At 65.2% G+C, this 23,200-nt stretch carries 10 protein-coding genes and 3 rRNA genes; 3 read left to right on the plus strand and 10 right to left on the minus strand.

The features are described from left to right. The first annotated feature begins 193 nt into the window (after positions 1-193). Both ACZ5Z0_RS06425 and ACZ5Z0_RS06430 read left to right on the plus strand, forming a co-directional pair. On the plus strand, positions 194-1,930 hold the full coding sequence (locus ACZ5Z0_RS06425; protein WP_464110378.1) for a glycoside hydrolase family 13 protein: 1,737 nt from the start codon (positions 194-196) through the stop codon (positions 1,928-1,930). Positions 1,931-1,932: 2 nt separating this feature from the next. Then, positions 1,933-2,964, plus strand: coding sequence for a LacI family DNA-binding transcriptional regulator (locus ACZ5Z0_RS06430; protein WP_138770239.1), 1,032 nt, complete (start codon positions 1,933-1,935; stop codon positions 2,962-2,964). Positions 2,965-3,122: 158 nt separating this feature from the next. On the opposite strand, the gene ACZ5Z0_RS06435 is transcribed toward ACZ5Z0_RS06430, so the two are convergent. From ACZ5Z0_RS06435 to ACZ5Z0_RS06465, 7 genes are all read right to left on the minus strand, one after another. After that, the gene (locus tag ACZ5Z0_RS06435) at positions 3,123-3,620 is read right to left on the minus strand and encodes an SRPBCC domain-containing protein (RefSeq protein ID WP_464110379.1); all 498 of its coding nucleotides are present in this window, start codon (positions 3,618-3,620) and stop codon (positions 3,123-3,125) included. A gap of 170 nt (positions 3,621-3,790) precedes the next feature. Continuing rightward, positions 3,791-3,907: ribosomal RNA gene (rrf, locus tag ACZ5Z0_RS06440) — 5S ribosomal RNA — on the minus strand. Positions 3,908-4,147: 240 nt separating this feature from the next. Then, positions 4,148-7,281: ribosomal RNA gene (locus ACZ5Z0_RS06445) — 23S ribosomal RNA — on the minus strand. Between the two features lie 483 nt (positions 7,282-7,764). Then, a 16S ribosomal RNA gene (locus ACZ5Z0_RS06450) occupies positions 7,765-9,289 on the minus strand. Together the 16S, 23S and 5S rRNA genes form the textbook arrangement of a ribosomal RNA operon. Positions 9,290-9,818: 529 nt before the next feature. Further along, entirely contained in the window at positions 9,819-13,541 is a 3,723-nt protein-coding gene (locus ACZ5Z0_RS06455; protein ID WP_464110380.1) for a 1,4-alpha-glucan branching enzyme, read from the minus strand. 1 nt (position 13,542) lies between these two features. Beyond that, entirely contained in the window at positions 13,543-15,339 is a 1,797-nt protein-coding gene (gene treS / locus ACZ5Z0_RS06460) for a maltose alpha-D-glucosyltransferase (protein WP_138767407.1), read from the minus strand. A 5-nt stretch (positions 15,340-15,344) separates the two neighbouring features. Beyond that, on the minus strand, positions 15,345-17,417 hold the full coding sequence (locus ACZ5Z0_RS06465; RefSeq protein WP_464110381.1) for an alpha-1,4-glucan--maltose-1-phosphate maltosyltransferase: 2,073 nt from the start codon (positions 17,415-17,417) through the stop codon (positions 15,345-15,347). Between the two features lie 141 nt (positions 17,418-17,558). Between ACZ5Z0_RS06465 and glgP the strand changes: the two genes are divergently transcribed. Beyond that, positions 17,559-20,177 (plus strand): alpha-glucan family phosphorylase, encoded by a 2,619-nt coding sequence (gene glgP, locus ACZ5Z0_RS06470; protein WP_464110382.1) that lies wholly within the window; start codon positions 17,559-17,561, stop codon positions 20,175-20,177. Here the strand turns inward: glgP and ACZ5Z0_RS06475 are convergent. Genes ACZ5Z0_RS06475 through glgX form a run of 3 tightly spaced genes read right to left on the minus strand, consistent with a single transcriptional unit; the run spans position 20,174 to position 23,140 of the window. Next, on the minus strand, positions 20,174-20,530 hold the full coding sequence (locus ACZ5Z0_RS06475) for a barstar family protein (RefSeq protein ID WP_464110383.1): 357 nt from the start codon (positions 20,528-20,530) through the stop codon (positions 20,174-20,176). The genes glgP and ACZ5Z0_RS06475 overlap by 4 nt on opposite strands. Positions 20,531-20,536: 6 nt before the next feature. Further along, a complete protein-coding gene (locus ACZ5Z0_RS06480) occupies positions 20,537-20,995 on the minus strand; it encodes a guanyl-specific ribonuclease (protein ID WP_464110384.1) in 459 nt (152 codons plus the stop codon). Between the two features lie 36 nt (positions 20,996-21,031). Next, a complete protein-coding gene (gene glgX, locus ACZ5Z0_RS06485) occupies positions 21,032-23,140 on the minus strand; it encodes a glycogen debranching protein GlgX (RefSeq protein WP_464110385.1) in 2,109 nt (702 codons plus the stop codon). Positions 23,141-23,200: the final 60 nt, after the last annotated feature.

Here is a 23,200-nt window from a genome sequence, read left to right on the forward strand (position 1 = left end):
AAAGTCATTCTAGCGGGGCGTGTCGTCGCCTGCCGACCACGGCCGTGTTCCCGGGGATTCCGAGAACCCGCGCAGACAGGGCCCGGATGCCGTCTTTGGCCGGGGATTCGGCGGGGAGGGTGAATTCGGCACCGCGGCGCGCGGCAACTGGAAGCGTTTTCAATTTCGGTGTGGGGGCCTTACGATTACCGGCATGTCCGTTGATTCAGTCCTCTCCGCCCTGGCCAGCCCGTTGACCCTGGTGCATGCCGCAGACCACACGCCCGGATGGTGGCGTTCCGCCGTCATTTACCAGGTGTACCCGCGTTCGTTCCGGGACCTGAACGGCGACGGCGTCGGCGACCTTGCCGGCATCACCGCCGAACTGCCCCAGCTCGCGGAGCTGGACATCGACGCCGTCTGGCTCTCGCCGTTCTACCGCTCCCCGCAGCGCGATGCCGGCTACGACGTCAGCGACTACTGCGACGTCGATCCGCTGTTTGGCACCCTGGCCGACTTCGACGCGATGATGGCCGAGGCCACCCGCCTCGGCCTGCGGCTGATCGTGGACCTGGTGCCCAACCACTGCTCGGACCAGCACACCGCGTTCCAGGCGGCGCTGGCCGCCCCCGCGGGCAGCCCGGAGCGGGACATGTTCATCTTCCGGGACGGCCGCGGCGAGTCCGGCGACGAGCCGCCGAACAACTGGCAGTCTCACTTCGGCGGACCGGCCTGGACCCGGATCACCGAACCGGACGGAACTCCCGGCCAGTGGTACCTGCACCTGTTCGACACCTCCCAGCCCGACTTCAACTGGGACAACGACGCCGTCCACGCCGAGTTTGAGCGCGTCCTGCGCTTCTGGCTCGACCGCGGCGTCTCCGGCTTCCGCGTCGACGTGGCGCACGCGCTCGTCAAGGCCCCGGGCCTGCCGGAGTGGGGCGGCCGCGCCGACGGCAACAGCTCGCACGGCTTCCCCGGGCACGAGGCCCCGATGTTCGGCCAGCCCGCGCTGCACGACATCTACCGCACCTGGCGCCGGATCCTGGCCGAATATGGTCCCGACCGCATCCTCTGCGCCGAGGCCAACGTGGACCCGCTCCCCCGGCTGGCCGACTGGGTCCGCCCGGACGAGATGCACCAGGCCTTCAACTTCCCGTACCTTCACGCCGGCCTGGACGTGCACCGCATGCGCGGAGTCATCACGGACTCGCTGACCGCCCTGGACGCCGTCGGAGCCCCCAGCACCTGGGTGCTGTCCAACCACGACGTCGTCCGGCACGCGACCCGCTTCGGCTACAACGGTCCGGCGCCCCGCGACGGCGACGGCATCGGCCCGTCCGATGTGCAGCCGGACGAGGAGCTCGGTCGCTCCCGCGCGGCCGCGGCCTCGATGTTCATGCTGGGCCTGCCCGGCGGCGCCTACCTCTACCAGGGCGAAGAGCTCGGGCTGCCCGACGGCATCGACATCCCGGACCACCAGCGCCAGGACCCCACCTTCGGGCGCACCGGCGGCGAGCGGCTGGGCCGGGACGGCTGTCGGGTTCCGCTGCCGTGGCGTTCCGCCGAAGCCCACGCGGGTTTCGGCGCCGGAGCCGACCCCTGGCTGCCCCAGCCCGCGAGCTTCGCGGGGCTGGCCCGCGACGCCCAGGCCGCGTCGCCGTCGTCGCACCTGAACCTGTACCGGCGGATGCTGGGACTCCGGCGCGAGCTCGGCCTGGGCGAGGGCTCCCTCGCCTGGCTCGAGGACTGGTGCACGGACACGTCGCTGGCCTACCTGAACGGCACCACCGCGGTGCTGATGAACGTCGGGCCGGATTCCGTCGAACTGCCCGCCGGCGAGGTGCTGCTGCGCAGCGCCGCGTCGTCGGAACCGGACGGGGCTACCCATCGGTTAAGCTCAGGTGAAACTGTTTGGCTGGATATCTACATCGAGGACACGGAGAGCTGAAAATGCCCGGCATCAAGGACGTCGCGGAACGGGCCGGCCTCTCCATCGCCACCGTTTCGCGCGCCTTGAGCGGCAAGGGCAACGTCTCAACCCAGAGCCGCGAGCGTGCCCAGGCAGCCGCGGCCGAACTGGGGTTTGTGCTCTCCTACCACGCCTCCAGCCTGGCGTCCGGGCGGAACCACAACGTCGGCGTCGTGGTTCCCTCCGTGCACCGCTGGTTCTTCTCCTCGGTGGTGGAGGGCGTCTCCGCGACCCTGCTGGACGCCGGCTACGACCTCACGCTCTATAACGTCAGTGAGGGCGAGGAGCGCCGGCACAGCGTCCTGAACGACTTCCTGCTGCGCAAGCGCGTGGACGCGGTCATCGCCGTGTCCCTGGAGCTCAGCGAGGCCGAGATCCAGCAACTGCTTGCCATCCACCGGCCCATCGTCGGGATCGGCGGGCCCCTGCCGGGCGCCTCGACGATCCGGATCAACGATTCGGGCATCGCCGAAGCCGCGGCCCGGCACCTGATCCAGCTCGGCCACAGCAGGATCGCGCATATGACCGGCGATGCGGCGTACGAGAAGGACTTCCGGCTGCCGGGCACCCGCCAGGGCGGTTTCACCAAGGCCATGCGGGACGCCGGCCTGCCCATTCGTCCGGAATGGCTGGTCTCCGCCGACTTCACCATCCAGGGCGCCTACGCCAGTGCGCGGCAGCTGCTGGGCAGTTCCCCGGAGCGGCCCACCGCGGTTTTCGCCGCGTCCGACGAGATGGCGATCGGCACCATCCTCGCCGCCCGCGACTTCGGGCTCCGCGTTCCCTACGACCTGTCGGTCATCGGCATCGACGGCCACGAACTGGGTGAGCTGTTCGGCCTGACGACCATCGACCAGGATCCCCGGGGCCAGGGCGCCATGGCGGTCCGACGGCTGCTGGCAGGGCTCGACGGCGGCACGGACACCGCGGCGGCGGACACCGAATATCCGACCAGTTTCGTGATCCGTTCCAGTACCGCCGTTCCCCCGGTCGACGCCGCTCCCCTGCGCTAGCTGTACTGCAACTCCAGGCTTCCAGGATGGCGGGCAATGCCGTTCCAGCCCGGTTACCCCTCCGTCGTGTGGTTCCGGCAGCGCGCAAACGGCCTAAACTCAGCTGACCGCCGGGGCCCGGTAAGCTTCACCGCCATGAACCGGGCTGGAGCGCCGCGTTACAGGAGTTCCGGCACCTGTCCGCCCATGAAGCGGACGAACCTCTGCAGCACGCCGGGCCAGCCCGCCTGGTACTCCGCACGCGTGGCGGCCGGGTCCTGAGCGCCCTCCCAGCCACTCTGCACCAGGCGCAGCTCCGTGCCACCCTCCACGGCCCGGAACGCGACGCGCAGCTCGGTGGACCACAGGGCTTGTGTGCCGGGGTGCCAGCTGGCGTGGAAGGACAGCGGGGGCTGCCAGTCATCGATCGTGCCCCAGATGGCGGTCCGGCCGTCGTCCGCCGTTTCAAGAATCAGGTTCTCCTCGAACTCCACATAGGAGCCCGTTCCGTACACACTGTGGTCCTCGAGCGGCCACCAGAGATGCGTGTGCTCGGTAAACCCGACAAAGGCCCTCGCGACCGCGCCGGGGACGACGACGGTGCAGACCACCGGCTCGAGGCCTCCTGCCGGCTCGGGTTCCGGGGCTGCCGCGGCGTGGCTGAAGAGGTTATCCATGGGCACCAACTCTACAAGGCCAAGCCCTCCGCCCTGGCTGCCAGCGCCACTCCCGACGCTCCCGCAGCTCTGGCGGGGTTCTGCCGGCTCCGATTCTGCGGAAAGACGTTTTGGGTGTTAAAGGGGGAGAGCCTCCAACCTGGTGGTTGGAGGCTCTCGACCTAATGTATGTCCGGCGGTGACCTACTCTCCCACACCCTCCCGGGTGCAGTACCATCGGCGCTGTGGGTCTTAGCTTCCGGGTTCGGAATGGGACCGGGCGTTTCCCCCACGCTATGACCGCCGTAACCCTGTGTCCGCACCCTGGGGGCTGTGAGAGCCGTTCCCGGGGTGGGAAATCTGGTGGTTACAACTTCCTGCCCCTGGGGGCAGTGTGGTGTTGTTATTTTGTTGTTGGTTCCGTCAAGCAACGTGCCCGTGGCGGGTTTGTTGTTTGGGAACCACATAGTGGACGCAAGCAGTCTTGTTTCTTTGTACCCTCTTCCATGGTGTGAACGTCTTTTGAATCCGTTCACGGAAGGGGGTGTGTGGTGTAAGTTATCGGCCTATTAGTACCGGTCAGCTTCACGAGTCGTTAGTCCTCGCTTCCACATCCGGCCTATCAACCCAGTGGTCTGGCTGGGGGCCTCTCACACACAAGGTGTATGGAAATCTCATCTCGAAGCGAGCTTCCCGCTTAGATGCTTTCAGCGGTTATCCCATCCGAACGTAGCTAATCAGCGGTGCACTTGGCAGTACAACTGACACACCAGAGGTTCGTCCGTCCCGGTCCTCTCGTACTAAGGACAGCCCTTCTCAAATTTCCTGCGCGCGCAGCGGATAGGGACCGAACTGTCTCACGACGTTCTAAACCCAGCTCGCGTACCGCTTTAATGGGCGAACAGCCCAACCCTTGGGACCTACTCCAGCCCCAGGATGCGACGAGCCGACATCGAGGTGCCAAACCATGCCGTCGATATGGACTCTTGGGCAAGATCAGCCTGTTATCCCCGAGGTACCTTTTATCCGTTGAGCGACGGCCATTCCACAATGTACCGCCGGATCACTAGTCCCGACTTTCGTCCCTGCTCGAGATGTCTCTCTCACAGTCAAGCTCCCTTGTGCACTTACACTCGACACCTGATTGCCAACCAGGCTGAGGGAACCTTTGGGCGCCTCCGTTACTTTTTAGGAGGCAACCGCCCCAGTTAAACTACCCATCAGGCACTGTCCCTGACCCGGATTACGGGCCGAAGTTAGATGTCCAAAGTGACCAGAGTGGTATTTCAACGATGACTCCACCCGAACTGGCGTCCGGGCTTCAACGTCTCCCACCTATCCTACACAAGCCACTCCGAACACCAATACCAAACTATAGTAAAGGTCTCGGGGTCTTTCCGTCCTGCTGCGCGTAACGAGCATCTTTACTCGTACTGCAATTTCGCCGAGTTTATGGTTGAGACAGCGGGGAAGTCGTTACTCCATTCGTGCAGGTCGGAACTTACCCGACAAGGAATTTCGCTACCTTAGGATGGTTATAGTTACCACCGCCGTTTACTGGGGCTTAAATTCTCAGCTTCGCCTTGCGGCTAACCGGTCCTCTTAACCTTCCAGCACCGGGCAGGAGTCAGTCCGTATACATCGTCTTGCGACTTCGCACGGACCTGTGTTTTTAGTAAACAGTCGCTTCCCCCTGGTCTCTGCGGCCCCTGCACGCTCCGGACAGCTAGTGTCCATCACGATAGGGGCCCCCCTTCTCCCGAAGTTACGGGGGCATTTTGCCGAGTTCCTTAACCATAATTCTCTCGATCGCCTTAGTATTCTCTACCTGATCACCTGTGTCGGTTTGGGGTACGGGCGGCTAAAACCTCGCGTCGATGCTTTTCTAGGCAGCATAGGATCACCGAATCCCCCCATACGGGGGTCCCGTCGGGTCTCAGGCATCATGAACGGCGGATTTGCCTACCGTTCGCCCTACATCCTTAGACCGGGACAACCATCGCCCGGCTCGGCTACCTTCCTGCGTCACACCTGTTAATACGCTTGCCTCCCAGGATCAGGTCCCGCGCTCCACCAAAACCCTTCACCCACAAGGGGTGTCGGGCAGGTCTCGGGCGGTTAGTATCCCCTGTTCAGCATGGGCGGTTTTTCGCCGGTACGGGAATATCAACCCGTTGTCCATCGACTACGCCTGTCGGCCTCGCCTTAGGTCCCGACTTACCCAGGGCAGATTAGCTTGACCCTGGAACCCTTGATCATTCGGCGGACGGGTTTCTCACCCGTCTTTCGCTACTCATGCCTGCATTCTCACTCGTGTAGGCTCCACCGCTGGTTTCCACCGCGACTTCACTGCCCACACGACGCTCCCCTACCCATCCAGACGCCTGAACCACAAGGGCTTAGCTAATATCTGAATGCCACAACTTCGGCGGTGTACTTGAGCCCCGCTACATTGTCGGCGCGGAATCACTTGACCAGTGAGCTATTACGCACTCTTTTAAGGATGGCTGCTTCTAAGCCAACCTCCTGGTTGTCTTCGCAACTCCACATCCTTTCCCACTTAGCACACGCTTAGGGGCCTTAGTTGGTGGTCTGGGCTGTTTCCCTCTCGACTATGAAGCTTATCCCCCACAGTCTCACTGCTGCGCTCTCACTTACCGGCATTCGGAGTTTGGCTGACGTCAGTAACCTTGTAGGGCCCATTAGCCATCCAGTAGCTCTACCTCCGGTAAGAAACACGCAACGCTGCACCTAAATGCATTTCGGGGAGAACCAGCTATCACGAAGTTTGATTGGCCTTTCACCCCTACCCACAGCTCATCCCCTCCATTTTCAACTGAAGTGGGTTCGGTCCTCCACGACGTCTTACCGTCGCTTCAACCTGGCCATGGGTAGATCACTTCGCTTCGGGTCTAGATCACGCCACTGCAACGCCCTGTTCAGACTCGCTTTCGCTACGGCTTCCCCACACGGGTTAACCTCGCGACGTAACACTAACTCGCAGGCTCATTCTTCAAAAGGCACGCCGTCACCCCTACACAGCAAGCTGCGGAGGCTCCGACGGATTGTAAGCACACGGTTTCAGGTACTGTTTCACTCCCCTCCCGGGGTACTTTTCACCTTTCCCTCACGGTACTGGTCCGCTATCGGTCATTAGGGAGTATTTAGGCTTATCAGGTGGTCCTGACAGATTCGCACGGGATTTCTCGGGCCCCGTGCTACTTGGGATACTTCCCAGGCGGCACACTACATTTCGGTTACGGGGCTCACACCCTCTCTGGCCGGCCTTTCAAGACCGTTCACCTATGCACATGCTCTCACCCCACTGTCCCGGCAGAGACAGAACGGAAAGTCCCACAACCCCGACCATGCAACGCCCGCCGGCTATCACACATGGAACGGTTTAGCCTGATCCGCGTTCGCTCGCCACTACTGACGGAATCACTATTGTTTTCTCTTCCTGCGGGTACTGAGATGTTTCACTTCCCCGCGTTCCCTCCACGCACCCTATGTGTTCAGATGCGGGTCACCAGATCACTCGCGCGTCTGGCGGGGTTTCCCCATTCGGACACCCTGGGATCACAGTCCGGTTATCGACTCCCCCAGGCTTATCGCAGATTCCTACGTCCTTCTTCGGCTCCTAATGCCAAGGCATCCACCGTGTGCTCTTAAAAACTTGACCACAAAAGATCAAGGAGTAATTTCGAGAGAACCACAGAAACCACCCCCACACCCAAAGGCGCAAGGACAGATCCAGGTTCATATTCTTGGAAATTGCTTCTTATAAAAGATGCTCGCGTCCACTATGTAGTTCTCAAACAACAACCCCGTACCACACACCCCACACACATCACATGCGCGCTCGGTGCAGCCAGGAAACCAGAAACACAAGCCCCGGAAAGGAAAACCCTCCCGGTCCTGTTGTCTCAGGACCCAACAGTGTGCCAAACACTACCCAACGGTTCATTCCGGCGAGCGTTCCAGGACAGGGACCCCGAAAGGACCCATCCGTACTTGCTGCCGGCCTGTGCCGCCAGGCACCTATTCGTTGATATTCCACCCGTGAGCACCCGCCGCAGAACTTACGTCTGCGCAACGGGCGTACTCCTGACAACCCCGACACACAGGCATAACGCCCGGCACGGTGATTGTAGGTGCTCCTTAGAAAGGAGGTGATCCAGCCGCACCTTCCGGTACGGCTACCTTGTTACGACTTAGTCCCAATCGCCAGTCCCACCTTCGACAGCTCCCTCCCACAAGGGGTTAGGCCACCGGCTTCGGGTGTTACCAACTTTCGTGACTTGACGGGCGGTGTGTACAAGGCCCGGGAACGTATTCACCGCAGCGTTGCTGATCTGCGATTACTAGCGACTCCGACTTCATGGGGTCGAGTTGCAGACCCCAATCCGAACTGAGACCGGCTTTTTGGGATTAGCTCCACCTCACAGTATCGCAACCCTTTGTACCGGCCATTGTAGCATGCGTGAAGCCCAAGACATAAGGGGCATGATGATTTGACGTCGTCCCCACCTTCCTCCGAGTTGACCCCGGCAGTCTCCCATGAGTCCCCGCCATTACGCGCTGGCAACATGGAACGAGGGTTGCGCTCGTTGCGGGACTTAACCCAACATCTCACGACACGAGCTGACGACAACCATGCACCACCTGTGAACCGGCCCCAAAGGGGAAGGACTGTTTCCAGCCCGGTCCGGTCCATGTCAAGCCTTGGTAAGGTTCTTCGCGTTGCATCGAATTAATCCGCATGCTCCGCCGCTTGTGCGGGCCCCCGTCAATTCCTTTGAGTTTTAGCCTTGCGGCCGTACTCCCCAGGCGGGGCACTTAATGCGTTAGCTACGGCGCGGAAAACGTGGAATGTCCCCCACACCTAGTGCCCAACGTTTACGGCATGGACTACCAGGGTATCTAATCCTGTTCGCTCCCCATGCTTTCGCTCCTCAGCGTCAGTTAATGCCCAGAGACCTGCCTTCGCCATCGGTGTTCCTCCTGATATCTGCGCATTTCACCGCTACACCAGGAATTCCAGTCTCCCCTACATCACTCTAGTCTGCCCGTACCCACCGCAGATCCGGAGTTGAGCCCCGGACTTTCACGGCAGACGCGACAAACCGCCTACGAGCTCTTTACGCCCAATAATTCCGGATAACGCTTGCGCCCTACGTATTACCGCGGCTGCTGGCACGTAGTTAGCCGGCGCTTCTTCTGCAGGTACCGTCACTTTCGCTTCTTCCCTACTGAAAGAGGTTTACAACCCGAAGGCCGTCATCCCTCACGCGGCGTCGCTGCATCAGGCTTGCGCCCATTGTGCAATATTCCCCACTGCTGCCTCCCGTAGGAGTCTGGGCCGTGTCTCAGTCCCAGTGTGGCCGGTCACCCTCTCAGGCCGGCTACCCGTCGTCGCCTTGGTGAGCCATTACCTCACCAACAAGCTGATAGGCCGCGAGTCCATCCAAAACCACAAAAAAGCTTTCCACCCCCCACCATGCGATGAGGAGTCATATCCGGTATTAGACCCAGTTTCCCAGGCTTATCCCAGAGTTAAGGGCAGGTTACTCACGTGTTACTCACCCGTTCGCCACTAATCCCCCAGCAAGCTGGGATCATCGTTCGACTTGCATGTGTTAAGCACGCCGCCAGCGTTCATCCTGAGCCAGGATCAAACTCTCCGTTGAAGTAAAACAGACACACCATGCGCCCCCGGGAAAACGGGATACACACAATGCACAAAATTTGAAACCAGCTAAAAACACCGGACCCATCCACGGGGTGGCGGATCCGGCACAATCAACCAATTCAATACAAAAAATTGGTATCAACAAACTTGGCACACTATTGAGTTCTCAAACAACAGACACACCCGGCACCACCACAACCACAAAACCAGTCGAGGATCGCTCCGGAGCAACTTTTCAAACTTACCGGGCCGCTTCACCCTAGTCAAATCAGCGTTCCGACTCAGTCTTGCCATAGGCTTCTTGGTCTTCTTAGCGGATCAACTCCGGGGAGCAGCGCGGAAATAAACTCTACCACCACTTGGGCCAGCTGACAAAGCCGCTCCAGGGCACCCTCCTCTCCCCCTCAATCGGGGCCCGCCGGAGGGCAAGGAAAAGCCCGGAATCACAAGGATTCCGGGCCCTTCCCCGACTCCCGCCCGGGCGCTCTCCTGCCTGGAGCGTCAGCCGCGCTCGTCCAGGGAAGCTCCTAGCCCAGCGCCCTGAAGTACGCGGCGCCCAGCGGGGGCAGCGTCAGGGTGAGGGTGGCCAGCTGCCCGTCGATGCCGTCGGAGGATGCCGTCAGCACGCCTTCGTTCAGGACCCCCGAACCGCCGTAGGCAGCGGCGTCGGTGTTCAAAACTTCCTCCCACTGCCCCGCGGCCGGAACACCCAAGCGGAACTCCTGGTGCGGGGCACCGGAGAAGTTCAGGGCGCAGACCAGCGGGTTGCCGGCGGCGTCCCGGCGGATGAACGTCAGCACGTTCCGGTCGGCGTCGCCGCCGTTGATCCACTGGAAGCCGTCGGGATCGTTGTCCCGTTGGTACAGGGCCGGCGTGGAGCTGTAGAGCTCGTTGAGGTCCTTGGTCAGGAGCTGCACGCCGCGGTGCGCGGGGATGTCCGCCAGCCACCAGTCCAGGCCGTGCTGTTCGGACCATTCCGCCTCCTGGCCAAACTCGGTGCCCATGAAGATCAGCTGCTTGCCGGGGTGCGCCCACTGGTAGGCCAGGAAGGCCCGCAGGTTGGCAAGCTGCTGCCAGCGGTCGCCGGGCATCTTGCGCAGCATCGAGCCCTTGCCGTGCACCACCTCGTCGTGGCTGATCGGGAGCAGGAAGTTCTCCGTGTAGGCGTAGACCATCGAGAAGGTGATGGTGCCGTGGTGCCATTTGCGGTTGTACGGGTCCTCGGCCATGTACTTGAGCGAGTCGTGCATCCAGCCCATGTTCCATTTGATCCCGAAGCCCAGGCCGCCCTGGCTGGTGGGGGCGGTGACGCCGGGGAACGCGGTGGACTCCTCGGCGATCATGACCGCGCCCGGGTGCGTTTTGTAGACCGTGGCGTTGACCTCCTGCAGGAAGGAGATCGCCTCGAGGTTTTCGCGGCCGCCGAAGCGGTTCGGCTGCCACTGGCCCTCCTCGCGGGAGTAGTCGAGGTACAGCATCGAGGCCACCGCGTCGACGCGGAGGCCGTCGATGTGGAATTCGTCGAGCCAGTAGAGCGCGTTGGCGACCAGGAAGTTGCGGACCTCGCTGCGGCCGAAGTCGAAGATCAGGGTGCCCCAGTCGGGGTGTTCGCCCAGGTTCGGGTCCGAGTGCTCGTACAGCGGATCCCCGTCGAAGCGGGCAAGCGCCCACTCGTCCTTGGGGAAGTGGGCCGGGACCCAGTCCAGCAGCACGCCGATACCCGCCTGGTGCAGTTCGTCCACGAGGTGCCGGAACTCGTCCGGGTGCCCGAAACGCGAGGTCGGCGCGAAGTAGGACGTGACCTGGTAACCCCAGGATCCGCCGAAGGGGTGCTCGGCGACCGGCATGAATTCAACGTGGGTGAAGCCAAGCCACTTCACGTATTCGACCAGTTCCTTGGCCAGCTGGCGGTAGTCCAGCCCGACCCGCCAGGATCCCAGGTGCACTTCGTAGACGCTCATCGGGGCGTTGTGCGGATCCCGGGCCGCGCGGGCCTTCATCCACTCGTCGTCCTTGAAGGCGTAGGACGGCTCCACGACGCGGGACGCCGTCAGCGGCGGAATTTCCGTGCCGAAGGCCAGCGGATCGGCCTTTTCCACCCAGTGGCCGTACTTGGTCTTGATTTCAAACTTGTAGCACGCCCCTGCCACAACGCCGGGAATGAACAGCTCCCAGATGCCTGAGGACCCGAGCGAGCGCATGGAAAATTCGCGGCCGTCCCAGCCGTTGAAGTCGCCCTTCACCCGCACGGCCTGGGCGTTCGGGGCCCACACCGCGAAGGACACGCCGTCGACGTCGCCGAGGGCGGACTTGTAGTGCCGCACATGGGCGCCCAGCACATCCCAGAGTCGCTCGTGGCGGCCCTCACCGATCAGGTGCAGGTCGATTTCCCCCACCGTCGGAAGGTAGCGGTAGGGCTCATCCGCCGCCTGCGGCTCCCGGCCCTCATAGCTGACCTCGAGCCGGTAGTCCGGCACATGCCCCTCATCGACGGGCTCCAGCACTGCTACCCACACGCCGCCGGATTCATGCGACATCGGGAAGCTGCCGGCCGAGGTCACCACGGAGACGGCTTCGGCCAGGTGCTTCACGGTGCGGATGGTGACGTGGCCGTAATCGTCGAGGTGGGCGCCGAGGACTGAGTGCGGCGCATGGTGCTCGCCGGCTGCGACCCGCGCAAGGGTCTCGGCGTCCACGGGGAGCGGTACGCCGGGTCGTTCGGTACGTGCTGGACCTGTCATTTTGATACCTTCCGCTGCGGCTTCGGCGGGAGCGCCGGAGCCTGTACTACCGAGGAGACGACGGGATGCGTTCACCGGGATGGCGAGCCAGTCGGGCCTGTTCCGGAGTTCGTAGACCACTTCGTAAAGTGCTTTGTCGAGCCACAACGCCACGAACAGGGGCGAGTCGCGGTCGATGGTGCCGGGCGTGACTTCCGCGTAGCCGGCCAGGAAGGCCTCGGCGCAGTCATCCACCCAGTCGGCGGGGACAACGGCATCGTCGTACTCGCGGACCGCCGCGCCGGCGGCGTAGTCAAAGGAGCGCAGCATGCCGACGACGTCGCGCAGCGGCACGTCCGGAAAATTACGTTCGGAGATCGGCCGCAGCGGCTCACCCTCGAAGTCCAGGATCGCCCAGCGCGGCGGCATTCCCGCGGCGCCGGGAACCTGCAGGATCTGGCCAAGGTGCAGGTCGCCGTGGATCCGCTGCAGGGGGCCAGCGCTGCTGCCTTCGAGCCGCGCCAGCAGGGCTTCCAGTTCGTCGTCAAAGGGTCCGACGGCGGCTCCGGCTTCCGCCCAGGACTGCCGGACCCGCTGGGCGACGCCGGGCGCGATGTCCCCGCCAGGCACTCCCTCGGCGGCGGTTCCCAGCGCCTCGGCCAGGCGGCGGTGCACCGTGGCCGTGGCGACGCCGAGGGCGCGGGCCTCCGCGGTGAAGTCGGTTCCGGTGCTGGCCGCATCGACGGCGAGACGCCAGGCGTCCAGGCCGCCGGCCAGGAATTCGTGCGCGACGGCGAGCTCGCCGCGGGCAGAGCGCCCGCCGCCGGCCGGGCCAGTGCCCTCCGTGGCGCCGACGGTGCCGTCGCCCGGGACTTCCCATTCCCCGGTGACCCAGCCCAGGGTGGCCGGAACCTCCCCTGTACGGCCCGCGGTCAGTGCCGCGCCGATCTCGACCTCGGGGTTCTGCCCCGCGGACAGCACCCGGAAGAATTTGAGGATCGCCGCAGAGTCGCCGTCGTCGACGATCACCGAACTGTTGGACTGCTCGCCGGAGAGCACCCGGACCTTGCCGGTGGCGAAGGGCAGCCGGTAGCCCGACTCCACCAGGTGGCCGGCGGCCGTGCCGTCAGGCGTGGCCGCGCGGGTCCGCATCAGGTCCAGCCAAGCTGCAACGAACGCCGGGTCGTGGACGCCGTCGTAGATCCAGCCGCGGTCCGGGTCCGCACCGGCCCCGGGGATCTCCCCCAGCAGGGCGGCTCCGGCGCCGGCCAGCGGCAGCGCACGGAAACTGAGCGGAACCTGGACGACGTCGGTACGGTTGCCGTCCGCCGTCGGATACGTCACGGCGAGCAGCAGCACCTCCAGGCCGACGCCGTCCTCCGGCCGTCCGGCATCCGCGCCGCCGCCGAGACGCACGCGGCCTGCTGGTTCGAAGCTGAAGTGCGCGCTTTTGACGGGGAACCAGCGCTGGCGCGGCAGCCAGCTGCGGAGCAGCGCGTCGAGCGCGGGGGACAGAGTGGGTCGGGTCATTTCAGCCTTCGATGGACAGGATAGGCATCGCCTGGGTGTGCGGCGAGGCCGGGTTGGACGCGGATGAGCGGATCCGCAGCCAGAAGAAATCGTGGCTGCCCAGGGTGAGTGTCAGCGTTCCGTCGTCGGAGATGGCGGGGAACGCCTGGCCACCAAAGACGTCGCGGAGGCCTCGGCCGGCGTACTGCGGCACCTTCAGCGTGGTCGCCACCGGGTGCTGGGACAGGTTGAAGGCGCAGAGGATGGTTTCGGGGTCCTCGCCGGCGGCGTTGCCCGCCGGGAGCTCGCGCAGGTAGGAAAGGACGACGTCGTGGTCCGCCTCGACGTGCTGGAAGGAGCCGAGCCCGAAGGCGGGGTGGTTCTTGCGCACGCTCAGGATCTGCCGGGTCCAGCGCAGCAGCGAGCCGGAGTGCGCCGCCTCCGCTTCGACATTGGCCATGCTGTAGTTATAGACCAGCGACTGGATCACCGGGAGGTAGAGCTTGCCCGGGTCCGCATGCGAGAACCCGGCGTTGCGGTCCGGGTTCCACTGCATCGGGGTGCGGACCGCGTCGCGGTCTTCGAGCCAGATGTTGTCGCCCATGCCGATCTCGTCGCCGTAGTACAGGAACGGGCTCCCCGGCAGCGAGAGCAGCAGGGCGTTGATGAGTTCGATTTCGGAGCGGGAGTTATCCAGCAGCGGGGCCAGCCGGCGGCGGATGCCGATGTTGGCTCGCATGCGCGGATCCGGTGCGTACCAGCCGAGCATTGCGGCGCGTTCGTCCGCGGTGACCATTTCCAGGGTCAGCTCGTCGTGGTTGCGCAGGAAGGTGCCCCACTGTGCGCCCTCGGGAATGTCCGGGGTGTCCTTCATGGTCTCGATGATCGGGGCGGCCTTCTGGTCCCGCAGCGCGTAGTACAGCCGCGGCATGATTGGGAAGTGGAAGGCCATGTGGCATTCCGGTTCCTCTTCGGTGCCGAAGTACTCCACCACTTCGGCGGGCGGCTGGTTGGCTTCGGCGATGATCACTCGTCCCGGGTAGCTCTCGTCGACCATCCGGCGCAACTGGCGCAGGAACTCGTGGGTGGCGGGCAGGTTCTCGCAGTTGGTGCCTTCCTCCTCGAAGAGGTACGGGATGGCGTCGGCGCGGAAGCCGTCAATGCCCTGGTCCAGCCAGAACCGCACGACGTCGAAGAGGGCGTCGATCACCTTGGGGTTCTCGAAGTTCAGGTCCGGCTGGTGGCTGAAGAAGCGGTGCCAGAAGAACTGGCGGCGGATCGGGTCGAAGGTCCAGTTGGACTCCTCCGTGTCCACGAAGATGATGCGGGCGTCCTGGTATTTCTCGTCCGTGTCACTCCACACGTAGAAGTCGCCGAACGGGCCGTCCGGGTCCTTGCGCGACTCCTGGAACCAGGGGTGCTGGTCCGAGGTGTGGTTCAGCGGCAGGTCGATGATGACCCGGACGCCGCGGGCGTGGGCCTCGGCGACAAGCCGCTTGAAGTCGCTGATGGTGCCGAATTCGTCCAGCACGGAGTTGTAGTCGGAGATGTCGTAGCCGCCGTCGCGCAGCGGGGACTGGAAGAAGGGCGGCAGCCAGAGGCAGTCGACGCCGAGCCACTGCAGGTAGTCCAGTTTGTCGATCAGGCCGTGGAAGTCGCCGGATCCGTCCCCGTTCCCGTCCGCGAAACCCCGGACCAGGACCTCGTAAAAGACCGCCTTCCGGTACCAATGCGGGTCGTGCTGGAGGCCGGGCGCGTTCAGTTCGAACGATCCCTTCGGGGTGAAGTGCTGGTTGGGGTTGCTCGGGCTGAAACTCACTGGCGCTACCTCCGGATGTTCAGGATGTGGGCGGGTTCGACGTGTGCGTCAAGGCGTACGTAGTTGTACTCGCCCCATTCCCAGCTTTCGCCGGTCAGCAGGTCTTCGACGATGAAGCCGCCGTTGTGCGTCAGGTTGTCCGGGTCCAGCTCAAGGGCGGCCAGGTCCAGGGACACCGTGCTTTCCCTGGTGCTGTGCGGATCCACGTTGACCACGATGATCAGGGTGTCCTTGGTGCCGTCCGGGAGGGTCTTGTGTTTCGAGTACACAACCGTGGCGCCGTCGGTGCTGGAGTGCAGGGTCAGGTTCTGCAGGTCGCCGAGGGCGGGGTGGGAGTGCCGGATCTCGTTGAGCCGGGTCAGGTACGGGGCCAGGGTGCGGCCGGATTCCGTGGCCGCGTCCCAGTCGCGGGCCTTGTACTCGAACTTCTCGTTGTCAATGTATTCCTCGGCCCCGGGCCGGGCGACGTGCTCGTAGAGCTCGTAGCCGGCATAGACGCCCCAGATCGGGCTGGCCGTGGCGGCCAGGGCGGCCCGGATCTTGAACGCCGCCGGTCCGCCGAACTGCAGGTACTCGGTGAGGATGTCCGGGGTGTTGACGAAGAAGTTCGGACGGAAGTACGCCGGGGATTCGTGGCTGACCTCCTGGAAGTACTCCTCCAGCTCCTCCTTGGTGTTGCGCCACGTGAAGTAGGTGTAGGACTGCTGGAAGCCGGCGCGGCCCAGGGCGTGCATCATGGCCGGCCGGGTGAACGCCTCGGCGAGGAAGACGACGTCGGGGTGCTTCTTGTTGACCTTGGCGATCAGCCATTCCCAGAACCACACCGGTTTGGTATGCGGGTTGTCCACGCGGAAGATCTTCACACCGTGGCTGACCCAGAGCAGGACGATCCGCAGGATCTCGTTGGACAGGCCGGCGGGGTCGTTGTCGAAGTTGAGCGGGAAGATGTCCTGGTACTTTTTCGGCGGGTTTTCGGCGTACGCGATGCTGCCGTCCACGCGGGTGGTGAACCACTCGGGGTGGCTCTGCACCCAGGGGTGGTCCGGGGCGGCCTGCAGCGCAAGGTCCAAGGCCACCTCCAGGCCCAGCTCGCCGGCGCGCGCCACGAATGCGTCAAAGTCCTCGAAGGTCCCAAGGTCCGGGTGGATGGCGTCGTGGCCGCCCTCCTTCGCCCCGATCGCCCACGGCGATCCCGGGTCGTGCGGTCCGGCCAGCAGGGTGTTGTTCGGGCCCTTGCGGTGCTGGGTGCCGATCGGGTGGATCGGCGGCATGTAGATGATGTCGAAGCCCATCGCGGCCACGGCGTCGAGGCGCTGCGCGGCGGTGCGGAACGTCCCCGAGGTCCATTCGCCGGTTTCGTGGTTGCGGACAGCGCCCTCGGAGCGGGGGAAGAACTCGTACCAGGCGCCGCGGCCGGCCAGTTCGCGCTCCACCAGCAGCGGGTAAGGCTCGGAAACGGTCACCAGTTCCCGGATCGGCTGGCGTGCAACGACGGCGGCCACCTCGGCGCTGAAGCCGGCGGCGAGGCGCTCTTCCGGGGTTTTTGAGCCGTCGGACAGGCCCACGACGGCGATCCGCAGCGTGCGCCGGTCCGCGGAGGGGCGGGCGGCGTCCTCGGAGGCCTCGGTCAGCAGGGCGGCGCCCTCGGCCAGCATCAGGTCGACGTCGATGCCCGCCTCAACCTTGACCTCGGCGTTGTGGTGCCAGGTGCCGTAGCGGTCGTGCCAGGCCTCGATGACGAACGACCACTGGCCGGTTCCCGACGGCGTGAGCAGGCCTTCCCAGCGGTCGGTGCCCTTGCCGCGGTTCCCCCGCGGCGGGGCCAGCCGGACGCGCTGCCGCTCTTTTCCGCGCGGGTCAAGGAGCACGGCGCTGACGCCGAGCATGTCGTGGCCCTCCCGGAAGGCGGTGGCTCCGACGACGATGCTCTCGCCCACGACGGCCTTGGCGGGGAACTTTCCGCCCTCGACCGCAGGCTGTACGGCAGTGATCGGAAACCTGCCGAATTTCAGCCCCTCCGTGATCAGGGCCTTCGGCTTTTGCTTGGACACGGCACTGGTTCGCGAGTTAGTCGTCACAGCCTCGACGTTATCTACAAATCGCGCAGAATGCTAAGGCTGCTCAGTTTTTTCCAGCGAGTCCTGACGGCAATCCGACATTTACCGGAAAGAAACCCAAAGCTGTTCCGGGGCCCTAAGTTGTCCGTTAGTGTTTCGCTGGTGAAGGCTATCCGCAGATTTACCGTCCGAACTGTTCTTCCTGAATCGATCCGGCCTTTGGCGCGGCTCGCCACCAACCTTCGCTGGTCGTGGCACGTGCCCACCAGGGAGCTCTTCGAGCAGCTGAACCCGGCGATCTGGGCCAAGAGCGCGCACGATCCGGTGACCTTCCTGGGCTTGGTCAGCCGGGAGGAGCTGCAGCGCCTCGCCGCGGACCAAGAGGTCGTCCGCCGCGTCCATGCCGCGGCCGCGGACCTGGACCATTACCTGGAACAGCCCCGCTGGTACCAGAGCCTGGGCGAGGACGCGCCCCGCTGCATTGCGTACTTCTCCCCCGAGTTCGGAATCACCGAAGTCCTGCCGCAGTACTCCGGCGGCCTCGGCATCCTGGCCGGCGACCACCTGAAAGCGGCCTCGGACCTCGGCGTCCCGCTGATCGGCGTCGGCCTGCTCTACCAAGCCGGCTACTTCAAGCAGTCGCTGTCCCGCGATGCCTGGCAGCAGGAGACCTACCCCGTCCTCGACCCGGACGGCCTGCCGCTGACCCTGCTCCGCGAGGCCTCTCCGGACGGCAACGGCCGGCCCATCCAGATTTCGCTCCCGCTCCCCCACGGACGCCGGCTGCTGGCACACGTGTGGCGGGCCGACGTCGGGCGCGTCCCGCTGCTGCTGCTGGATTCCAATGTGGCCGGCAACGACGACGCTGCGCGCGGCATAACCGACCGTCTCTACGGCGGCGGCGGCGACCACCGGCTCCAGCAGGAGCTCCTGCTGGGCATGGGTGGGGTCAAGGCGCTGCGGGCCTACCAGCGGCTGACGGGAGCCCCTGCGCCGGAGGTGTTCCACACGAACGAAGGCCACGCCGGCTTCCTTGGCATCGAGCGCATCCAGGAGCTGATGTCCGGGGACAACCCGCTGAGCTGGGACGAAGCCCTGACTGCGGGCCGCGCCTCCACCGTGTTCACCACCCACACCCCGGTTCCGGCCGGCATCGACCGCTTTGAGACCTCGCAGATCGAGCACTTCTTCACCGCCGGGCTGGCCCCGGATGTCCCCATCGCGAAGATCCTCGACCTGGGCCGGGAGGACTTCGCCGACGGCAACCCGTTTGTCTTCAACATGGCCGTGATGGGGCTGCGGCTGGCCCAGCGCGCCAATGGCGTCGCGAAGCTGCACGGCGTCGTCTCCCGCGGCATGTTCTCCGCGCTCTGGCCGGGCTTCGACCACTCGGAGGTGCCCATCACCTCGGTCACCAACGGCGTCCACGTGCCCACTTGGGTGGACCCCCGGGTAACGCAGCTGGCCCGCGAGCAGTTCGGCTCCGACGCCGAGACCGAGGGCCGCTGGGACCTGGCCTACAACGTCAGCGACGAGGCGCTGTGGGCGCTCCGCCGCGACATGCGCGTGTCCCTGGTCGAGGACGTCCGCCGCCGTCTTCGGGCCGCCTGGAAGAAGCGCGGGGCGGCCGACGCCGAGTTGTCCTGGACCGACTCGGTGCTGGATCCGGACATCCTGACCATCGGCTTCGCCCGCCGCGTGCCCACCTACAAGCGACTGACGCTGATGCTGCGGGACCCGGAGCGGCTCAAGGCCCTGCTGCTGCACAAGACCCACCCGATCCAGCTGGTGATCGCGGGCAAGTCCCACCCGGCCGACGACGCCGGCAAGAAGATGATCCAGGACCTAGTCCGCTTCACCGACGACCCCGAGGTCCGGCACCGGATTGCCTTCCTGCCCAACTACGACATCGCCATGGCCCGGACCCTGTTCCCGGGCTGCGATGTCTGGCTCAACAACCCGCTCCGCCCGCTGGAGGCCTGCGGCACCTCGGGAATGAAGGCCGCCCTCAACGGCTCGCTCAACCTCTCCGTGCTGGACGGCTGGTGGGACGAGATGTACGACGGCGAGAACGGCTGGGCCATCCCGACGGCCAACAACGACGCGTCCCCCGAGGAGCGGGACGACATCGAGGCAGCGGCGTTGTACGAACTGCTGGAAACCCAGGTGGCGCCGAAGTTCTACGGCCTCACGGTCTCCGACGGCGCGGGCGCCGCGGGCCCCTCGCAGTCCGGGCCGCAGAAGGTCCCCACGCACTGGGTCTCGATGATCAAGCACACGATGGCGCACCTGGGGCCGGCCGTGTCCGCGGACCGGATGCTCCAGGACTACGTCAACGTCCTCTACCGGCCCGCCGCGATCTCCGGGCGGCACGCCTCGGCGGACAACTTTGCCGAGGCGAAGGCCCTCGCCGCCTGGTGCTCGCGGATCCGTGCCGCGTGGCCCCAGATCCAGGTGGAACACGTGGATTCGGTGGGCGTGTCCGAGGACCCACAGATCGGCGACGACCTGCAGGTGAACGCCTACGTGGCGCTCCATTCGCTGCCGCCGCAGGACGTGTCGGTCGAGGTGGCCTACGGCCGCGCCGAGGACAGCGACGAACTCGCCGACGTGACCGTGGCGGAGCTGAAGTCCGTCGAGGACCTCGGCAAGGGGCGGTACCTGTTCAGCGGCAACCTCGTGATCGACCGTTCCGGTTCCTTCGGCTACACCGTCCGGGTGCTGCCGAAGCACGAGGGGCTCGCGTCCAAGGCGGAACTGGGCCTGATCGTCAACGCCTAGAGGCAGACCACGATGACGGCGAGGTCCTTGCCGGCGTAGCGTTCGGTGTCCTGGAGGATTTCGCAGACGATGCCGAAGGATCGGTCGCCGCGGAAGACGGCGGGAACCTGCCAGATGACGGTGACCGGCCGCTGGCCGTCCTCGGCCACGGCGTCGGCGAAGTCGTGCAGCGAGTCGTTGAGGGCGTCGAGGTTCACGCCGTAGTGCTCGGGGAAGTCCAGGGCCTCGCCGAAGGTCTCGAGAACGGCTTTCTTGGAGTCCGCGGCGGGGATCACGAGGGCCCTGCGGCCGGCGTCGTGGACCTGCGCCCGCAATTCCTCGAGGGTCCAGGTATCGGCGGAAAAAATCTTCATGGTCCCCTACTTGCCTTCGGCGATGAATTTGAACGATTGGTAGTGATCGTCTGTGTAGTATTTTTCGCCGGCTTCCCCGGCCACGATCCGGCGGGCGCCCCGGTCCGACTCCCCCGGGGTGCGCACAGTGAATTCCCGGTAATACCCGGAGGCTTTCCGCGGGAGGATCCGTTCGAAATTCCCGAACGGGACATTATCCCGGGAATACGGGTATGGGCCGCCCCTGGTGATCAGATCGAGGGTCTGCCGGGCCTCGGGGGGCAGCTCCGAAGCCTTGATCTCCGGCAGCCCCGAGGGGTTGGCGACGGCCGCCGGGGTCCGGGACGCAGAGGTACTTTGGGAGGGTGCTGCCGGGCCGGCGCCCGTCGGACCGGTCCCGGTCTGCGGAAGGCTGCCCAGCATGAAGGCCAGCACCACCAGCCCCAGCAATACGGCGAGGAGGGCGGCGAGCCGCCGGACCCTCACGAGTGGCTCCTCGGTGACGGGGGGTGTGACAGGCTGCTAAACACGGTAGATGCTTATGCTGTTGGCCTGGACCACGTCCCGCTCGCCCGAGGAAATGCGGACGCCCTGGCGGCGGTCGTGCAGTTCCGAGGTGGTCAGCCGCAGCTCGTAGAGCCGGCCGCCGCCGCCGCCGTCGTCGCTGGGGATGACTGGCAGTGTGACCTTGACGTCCTCGGCGCCGCCGTTGACCACCACCAGGCCGTCCACGCGGCCGTCGTCCGAGCCCAGCAGGAGCTGGACCACGCGCTGGCCGGGGTCCTGCCAGCGGTCACCGGACATCGGCTCGCCGTGGACGTCGAACCAGTGGAAATAGGACTGCTGGTCCCGGGCCGGATAGTCGTGCGGCTGGCCGGCGAGGAACTCCTTGCGCAGCCGGATCACGCGCTTGGTGCTGCGCAGCATGGAGTGTGATTCGGGGGTGCTGGTCCAGTCGATCCAGGTGGTCGGATTGTCCTGGCAGTAGGCGTTGTTGTTCCCCTGCTGGCTACGGCCGATTTCGTCGCCGGCGGTGATCATCGGCACGCCCTGGGAAATCATCAGCGAGGCCATCAGGTTCCGGCTGGTCTGCGCGCGCCGGGCGAGGACTTCCTCGTCTTCGGTGCGTCCTTCAAAACCGTGGTTGTAGCTGCGGTTGTCTCCGTGGCCGTCGCGGTTCTGTTCGCCGTTCGCCTCGTTGTGTTTGCGGTCGTAGGAGACCAGGTCGGCCAGGGTGAAGCCGTCGTGCGCGGTGATGAGGTTGACCGAGGCCAGCCGGCTCCGTCCCGAGGCCGCGAACAGGCCCGCGGACCCGGACAAGGCGTCCGCCAGCCGCGCCACCGAACCGCCCTGCCCGCCGGCGTCGATCGCGGCCCGGTCCGCCAGCCAGAACGTGCGGACGGCGTCGCGGAAATGGTCGTTCCAGTCCACCCAGCCCGCGGGGAAGCGGCCCGTCTGCCAGCCGCCGTAGCCGACGTCCCAGGGTTCGGCGATGAGCTTCGTTTCGGACAGCACCGGGTCTGCGGCGATGGCGACGAGGAAGGGGTGCCGTGGGTCGAACTCGTTGGCGGCATTGCGGCATAGCGTGACGGCCAGGTCGAAACGGAAGCCGTCAATGTGGAACTCGTTCACCCAGTAGCGCAGTGAATCCAGCACCAGCTGCACCACCCGGGGCTCGCCGAAGTTCAGGGCGTTGCCGCAGCCGGTGGTATCCACATACTTACCGTGGCCGTCGTGGCGGTAGTACTCCAGCTCGCCGAGGCCGCGGAAGCTCAGGGTGGGCCCGTCCGCGCCGCCCTCCGCGGTGTGGTTATAGACGACGTCGAGGATGACTTCGAGGCCGGCGGCGTGCAGGAGCTTGACCATGCCTTTGAACTCGTCCTGCACGGCTTGCGGGCCGGCCTCCTGGGCCGCCTGGGTGGCATAGCCGGGGTGCGGTGCGAAGAACGCGGCCGTGTTATAGCCCCAGTAGTTGGTCAGTCCCAGGTTCTGCAGGTGCAGCTCGTCCACGTGGAAGTGCACCGGCAGGAGCTGGACGGCTGTGACGCCGAGCGAGATGAGGTGCTCGACCGTGGCCGGGTGGGCCATCCCGGCGTAAGTGCCTTGGAGATGCTCGGGGATGTCCGGGTGCAGCATCGTCTGGCCGCGGACATGGGCCTCGTAGATGATGGTGTTCCGCCACGGCGTGCGCGGCCCGGAGTCCACGCCCCAGTCGAAGTCGCCGGCCATCCGGACGTTGGTGATGAAGCCGTCGCGTTCGTCCACGCCGCGGCCGTACGGGTCGAGCAGCAGCGGCTGGTCGCCGTCGAAGTCCATGGCCGGCACGGGGAGGGGCAGGGCATCCTCCGGCGAGGCGCGCAGCCCATAGCGGGAACCGACCGGCAGCCCCTCAACGATGCCATGGTGCACCCCGTCCGTGACGTTCGGGAGGGTCTTCAGCTGCCAGCTGCCGCCGGGGGCCTGGTAGGCGATGTCCAGAGTGGCGACCCCGGGGGCGTAGACAGCCACATTGGCGAAGGCACCCCGAGGATCGTCCGTCGCCGGGGAACCCGTGCGCGGGACGCTGACGCCGAGCGGAAACGGCCGCGAGGCGTCTACGGTGGTAGCTGGCTCTACTAAGGACTTGACCATCGCTTAAAGCTTAGCCGGGGATGACAAATGGGCCTCGTTTCGGTGGCGCTCGGCGTGCGC

This window comes from Arthrobacter sp. T2-23 (assembly GCF_055398325.1).